The sequence below is a fragment of the Gammaproteobacteria bacterium genome, from assembly GCA_028817255.1.
Classification (GTDB): domain Bacteria; phylum Pseudomonadota; class Gammaproteobacteria; order Porifericomitales; family Porifericomitaceae; genus Porifericomes; species Porifericomes azotivorans.
On sequence record JAPPQA010000081.1, the window covers coordinates 1 to 5,703 of the forward strand.

At 70.4% G+C, this 5,703-nt stretch carries 5 protein-coding genes; 3 read left to right on the forward strand and 2 right to left on the reverse strand.

Translation table 11 applies throughout. The annotated features are described in order from the left end of the window. A partial coding sequence (locus OXU43_03765; protein MDD9824274.1) for an NUDIX hydrolase occupies positions 1-558 on the reverse strand: 558 nt, incomplete at its 3' end. A 16-nt stretch (positions 559-574) separates the two neighbouring features. Then, positions 575-1,159 (reverse strand): arylesterase, encoded by a 585-nt coding sequence (locus OXU43_03770; GenBank protein ID MDD9824275.1) that lies wholly within the window; start codon positions 1,157-1,159, stop codon positions 575-577. A 58-nt stretch (positions 1,160-1,217) separates the two neighbouring features. Here OXU43_03770 and OXU43_03775 point away from each other — a divergent pair, with 58 nt between their 5' ends. The 3 genes from OXU43_03775 to hemH all read left to right on the forward strand — a co-directional run bounded on the left by OXU43_03775 (position 1,218) and on the right by hemH (position 5,672). Then, on the forward strand, positions 1,218-1,970 hold the full coding sequence (locus OXU43_03775; GenBank protein MDD9824276.1) for an ABC transporter ATP-binding protein: 753 nt from the start codon (positions 1,218-1,220) through the stop codon (positions 1,968-1,970). Continuing rightward, positions 1,967-4,465 (forward strand): ABC transporter permease, encoded by a 2,499-nt coding sequence (locus OXU43_03780; GenBank protein ID MDD9824277.1) that lies wholly within the window; start codon positions 1,967-1,969, stop codon positions 4,463-4,465. Before OXU43_03775 ends, OXU43_03780 begins: the two co-directional genes overlap by 4 nt. A gap of 85 nt (positions 4,466-4,550) precedes the next feature. Continuing rightward, the gene (hemH, locus tag OXU43_03785) at positions 4,551-5,672 is read left to right on the forward strand and encodes a ferrochelatase (GenBank protein ID MDD9824278.1); all 1,122 of its coding nucleotides are present in this window, start codon (positions 4,551-4,553) and stop codon (positions 5,670-5,672) included. Positions 5,673-5,703: the final 31 nt, after the last annotated feature.

Genomic DNA, 5,703 nt, shown 5'->3' on the forward strand with positions numbered 1-5,703 from the left:
CCCGTCCACCAGGCAATAGCCGCTTCCCTTGCGCAGCACGTCGCCGGTGTGCACGGCGAAGGCGCCCCGGCCGCGATCGCGGAAGAACAGCTCCAGCGTGTAACGGATGGAGGCGAAAGCGAGCTCCTCCCAGGGCACGCAATCCTCCCGGAACAGGGCGACGCGGCGGCTCTCCGGCCCGGGGGAGAAGCTGCCGTCCAGCAGGCGCGCCCGATACATGAGATATACCTGGTTGACATGGGGCAGGCTGAACAGGGCGAACAGCGAGTCCAGCGCGACGCGGGCGTTCGCCTCCTCCAGGGTCTCGCGCATGGCGGCCTGGGACGCCGTCTCGTCCAGTTCCATAAAACCCGCGGGCAGCGTCCACAAGCCGTCGCGGGGCTCGATAGCGCGCTGGCACAGCAAGACTTGGCGCCGCCACACCGGGATGCAACCGGCGACGACCCGGGGGTTCTCGTAGTGCACGTAGCCGCAGGCGGAGCAGACGCCGCGGCGACGGTTGTCCATGGGAGGAATGCGCTGCTGCATCGGTCCCGCGCCGCACCGAATGCAGTACATGGCAGACAAAGCGGCGCTACAGCAGGGGTTGCAGATCGGGCCAGACGTTCTCCAGCATCTTCTGTTGCGCCTCGGCCCTGGGGTGTATCCCGTCCTGCTGCATCAACCGGGGATCCTGGGCGACGCCGTCCAGAAAGAAGCGCCCCAACACTGCCTCCCGCCCCTCCGTCGCCTGCGCGTAGCTGTCGGCGAAGGCGCTGGAATAGGCGGCGCCGTAATTGGGGGGAACGCGCATGGACACCAGCAGCGCCCGGCTGCCGTGTTCTTCCAGCAGGTCCAGGATCCGCTCCAGATTGCGCCGCAAATGCAGGACGGGCAGGCCGCGCAGGCCGTCGTTGCCCCCGATCTCTACGATGACGACCGCCGGTCGGTGCTGTTCGATCAGCGCCGGCAGGCGGCGCAACGCGCCCTGGCTGGTGTCGCCGCTGATACTGGCATTATGGACCGGATAATTATAGCCTTGCTCCTGTAACCGTCGTTCCAACAGGGCAACCCATCCTTGTTCCACAGCCATGCCATAGGCCGAGCTCAGACTGTCCCCCAGCACCAGCAGGGGGCCCGCCTTCTTGTCTTGCGCTTCGCCGCAGCCGGCGCAGATCATGCCAAGCAAGAACAGCAGCAGGACGCCAAGCGGCCTGCCCGCGGCGGCGGCCGGTAACATGGAACGGGGCAACTCGGAACGATCGGTCATCATCGAGGCGGAAAACCTTTGCAAGGAAGTGCGCCGGCCCGGCGGCGGCGCGCTCACGATTCTGGATCATATCAGTTTTCGGGTGCGCAAGGCAGAGAGCGTCGCCATCGTAGGCGTCTCCGGCGCCGGCAAATCCACCCTGCTGGGCCTGTTGGCGGGGCTGGAGCGCCCCAGCGGCGGCCGGGTCCTGCTGGAGGGGCGCGACCTGGGAGAACTGGACGAGAACGAGCTTGCGCGCCTGCGCGCCGGGCGGGTGGGCTTTGTCTTCCAGACCTTTCAGTTGCTGCCCAGCATGACCGCGCTGGAGAACGTGATCCTGCCGCTGGAACTGGCGGGCGCGCCGCGGTCGCGGGAGACGGCCGCCGCCGAACTGGAACGGGTCGGGCTCGGCGCCCGGCTGCGCCACTACCCGGCCCAGCTCTCCGGCGGCGAGCAACAGCGGGTCGCCATCGCCCGCGCCTATGCCAGCCAGCCCCACATTCTGTTCGCCGACGAACCGACCGGGAACCTGGACCAGCGCACGGCCCGGCAAGTCATGGACCTGCTGTTCCGGCTCAACGAGGAGCACGGCGCCACCCTGGTGCTGGTCAGCCACGACAATGCGCTGGCGGCCCGTTGCAACCGCATCCTGCCCCTGCGCGAGGGGCGGCTGGCCGCCGAGGATTTGCCCGCCGCGCCCGCCGCCGTCCCGGCCGTTGCCGGCACCCTCCCCGGCGCATGAACCTGCTGCCCCTGTCCTGGAAACTGCTGTGCCGCGACTGGCGCTCGGGCGAGTTGCGGCTGATCTTCTGCACGCTGGCCGTGACGGTGGCGGCCATGAGTTCCGTGGGTTTCTTCACCGACCGGGTGCGCGGCGCCCTGGAGCGACAGCCGTCCCGGCTGCTGGCCGCCGACCTGGCGATTTCCTCCGGCCAGGCGCTGCCGCCGGAGTTGGCCGCCGAGGCGCAGGCAGCCGGATTGGACACGGCGCACACCCTGGAATTCCGCAGCATGGCCGAACACGGCGAGGAGCTGCAACTGGTGGAGGTGAAGGCGGTCTCTGCCGGCTATCCCCTGCGCGGCAGCCTGCGGGTCGCCGACCGCTGGGACGGCGCCGACCGGGAGACGCAGGCGCTCCCGGCCCCCGGCGAGGCCTGGGCGGACCCGCGCCTTGCCCGCACCCTGGGGCTGGAACCGGGGACGAGCGTGCGCCTGGGCGAGGCGCAAATGACGGTGAGCCAGATCCTGGCCCTGGAACCGGACCGGGGCGGCAGGATGTTCAACCTGGCCCCGCGGCTGCTGATCCGCCAAGACGACATCCCCGCCACCGGCCTGCTCGGCGCCGGCAGCCGGGTCAAGCACCGCTTGCTGGTCCGGGGCGAGGACAAAGCGGTGCAAGCCCTGCGCCAGCGCATCGAAGCGCGGGCCAATCCGGCATGGCGGCTGCGCTCGCCCCAGGACGCGCGCCCCGAGATGCGCGCCGCCCTGGACCGCGCCGGGCAATTCCTGCGCCTGGCTTCCCTGGTCTCCATCGCCCTGGCCGGGCTGGCGCTGGCGCTGGCCTCGCGCCAGTACGTGGAGCGCCGCCTGGCCCACTGCGCGCTGCTGCGCTGCCTGGGATGCACGCACGGGCGCACCACGGGGCTGTTCGTCCTGCAGTTGGCATGGCTGGCGCTGCTCAGCAGCCTGCCGGGCTGCGCGCTGGGATACCTGGGCCAGGCAGTGCTGAGCCAATTGCTGGCCAACCTGGCGGCGACGGGCGAACTGCCGCCCGCCTCCATCGCGCCCTGGGCCATGGCGCCTACGGTGTCGCTGCTGGCCATGCTGGGCTTCTGCCTGCCCCAATTATGGCGCCTGCACCGGGTGTCGCCGATGCAGGTGCTGCGCCGCGACCCGGACGCGGCAGGCGGCGCCGGGCGGGCCGCGGTCTGCGGCGCCGCCCTGCTGGCGCTGGCGGCGCTGATGCCCTGGCAGAACAGCGACGCCAAGCTGACCGCCTGGATGCTGGCGGGCATACTGGCCAGCGTCCTGTTCCTGACCCTGTGCGCCTGGCTGGGCGTGCGCCTGCTGGGACGGCTGCGCCGCCATGCCAGCATCTCCTGGCGGTACGGGCTGGCCAGCATCGCCCGGCGGCCGGGGGACAGCATCGCGCAACTGGTGGGCATTGGCGCCGGCCTGACGGCCCTGCTGATCCTGACCCTGGTGCGCGGCGACCTGCTGGAAAGCTGGCGCGGGCAACTGCCCGAAGACACGCCCAATTACTTCCTGGTCAACATCCAGCCCGACGAGGTCGCGGCCATGCGCGATTTCCTGCAGCGGCACGCCGACCGCCCCGTCGAACTGCACCCCATGGTGCGGGGGCGCATGACGGCGATTAACGGCAGGTCCATCCGGCCCGAGGACTACCCCGAGGGCGAGGGGCGCGAACTGGCCCGTTGGGACTTCAACCTGTCCTGGGCAGCCGCCCTGTCCCCGGACAACCGCGTCGTCGAGGGGCAATGGTGGACGCCGCGGGACGCCTCCGGGGCGCAATACCTCTCGCTGGAGCGGGAGGCGGCGGCGGTGCTGGGGATCGCCCTGGACGACGAACTGAGTTTTCGGATCGCCGACCGGGAAGTGCGGGCGCAGGTGCGCAGCCTGCGCCAGGTGCAATGGGATTCTTTTCGGGTCAATTTCTACGCGATCGCCAACCCCGGCTGGCTGGACGCTCATCCCGCGACCTGGATCACCAGCATCTACCTGCCGCCGGGGCGCAGCGGGCTGCTGCGCGACTTGGCGCGCGAATTCCCCGCCGTCACGATCCTGGACGTGGACGCCTTGCTGCGCCAGGTGCGCGCGGTGATGGACCAGGTGTCCCGCGCCGTCGAGTTCGTATTCCTGTTCACCTTGATGGCCGGGCTTCTGGTCATGGCCGCCGCGCTGCAACTGTCCGCCGGGGAGCGCCGGCGGGAGGGAGCGCTGCTGCGCGCCCTGGGCGCCGGCGGCCCCTGGATCCTGCGCGGGCACATCACGGAATTCCTCTCCCTGGGAGGCGTCGCCGGGGTGCTGGCGGCGGGCACCGCCCATGCGGCCACCTGGCTCCTGGCGCGGCAGGCGCTGAACCTGGAGTTTCATCCGCAGCCGCTGCTGTGGGGCGCCGGGCTGGCCGCCGGACTGCTGCTGGTGCCGGCCGCCGGACTGCTGGGCACCCGCGCCGCCCGGCGGCAATCGCCCATGGCCGTGCTGCGGCGGGGATAGGCGGCCCCCCCTGAAAAGAGCACCCTGAAAAGAGCATCCTGGAAAGGCGCACCCCGAGAATCAATCGCAACGCGAGGAAGGCATCATGAAGTACCTGGGCAATGCAGAATACCGACACGGAGAACCGGACACCGCCGGCGTGCTGATCGCCAACGTGGGCAGCCCGGACGCGCCCACCCCGGCCGCCCTGCGCCGGTACCTGGCGCAGTTCCTGTCCGACCCCCGCATCATCGAGTTGCCCCCCCTGCTCTGGCGGCCCATCCTGCACGGCATCATCCTGCGACTGCGCCCGCGCCGCTCCGCCGCCGCCTACCGCAAGGTCTGGCAACCGGAGGGCTCTCCCCTGCGGGCGATCTCGGAACGCCAGGCGCATGCCCTGCAAGGCGAACTGCAACGGCGCTGCGCGGGGCGCATCCGGGTGGCCCTGGGCATGCGCTACGGCAACCCTTCCATCGCCGCCGGGCTGGAGCAACTGCGCCTCGCCGGCGCGCGGCGGCTGTTGCTGCTGCCGCTCTATCCTCAGTACAGCGCCGCCACCACGGCCTCCGTCTTCGACGCCGCCGCCGCCGCGCTGCGCGGCTGGCGCTGGCTGCCCGAGTTGCGCCTGGCGCTGCATTACCCGGATTACCCGCCGCTGATTGACGCGCTGGCGCAATCGGTACGCGCCTACCAGCAGCGCGAAGGCGAACCGGAACGACTGTTGTTCTCTTTCCATGGCCTGCCCCGGCATTATTTTCTGGCCGGCGATCCCTACCACTGCGAGTGCCACAAGACCGCCCGGCTGACGGCGGCGCGCCTGGGGCTGCAAGAGGAGCGATGGGCCGTTGCCTTCCAGTCCCGTTTCGGTCCGCGCGCCTGGCTCAAGCCGTACACCGACCACCTGCTGAAGCAGTGGGCGCAAGACGGCGTCAAGAACGTGCAGGTCATCTGCCCCGGATTTTCCGCCGATTGTCTGGAGACCCTGGAAGAAGTAGCCATACGCTACCGCGAGGAATTCCTGGAAGCGGGGGGCGAGCGCCTCGGCTATATCCCGGCGCTGAACGACGAGACGGCGCATATACGGGCACTCGCCGATCTGGTCCTGGAACACGCCCGCGGCTGGCCGGAGTACATCGGACACGGCGCGCCGGGCGCGCAGGACGCGGAAAACAGGCAGCAACTGCTGGCACAGCGGCAAAGGGCGCTGGCCGCCGGCGCCCGCAACTGAGCGGCATGAGCGGCAGGCAACGACGGCGCCG

Excerpts from the sequence above, each read along its gene's own strand:
- OXU43_03770 (MDD9824275.1), bottom strand. The coding sequence starts at position 1,159 with ATGATCTGCGCCGGCTGCGGCGAAGCGCAAGACAAGAAGGCGGGCCCC.
- OXU43_03775 (MDD9824276.1), top strand. The coding sequence starts at position 1,218 with ATGGAACGGGGCAACTCGGAACGATCGGTCATCATCGAGGCGGAAAAC.
- OXU43_03780 (MDD9824277.1), top strand. The coding sequence starts at position 1,967 with ATGAACCTGCTGCCCCTGTCCTGGAAACTGCTGTGCCGCGACTGGCGC.
- hemH (MDD9824278.1), top strand. The coding sequence starts at position 4,551 with ATGAAGTACCTGGGCAATGCAGAATACCGACACGGAGAACCGGACACC.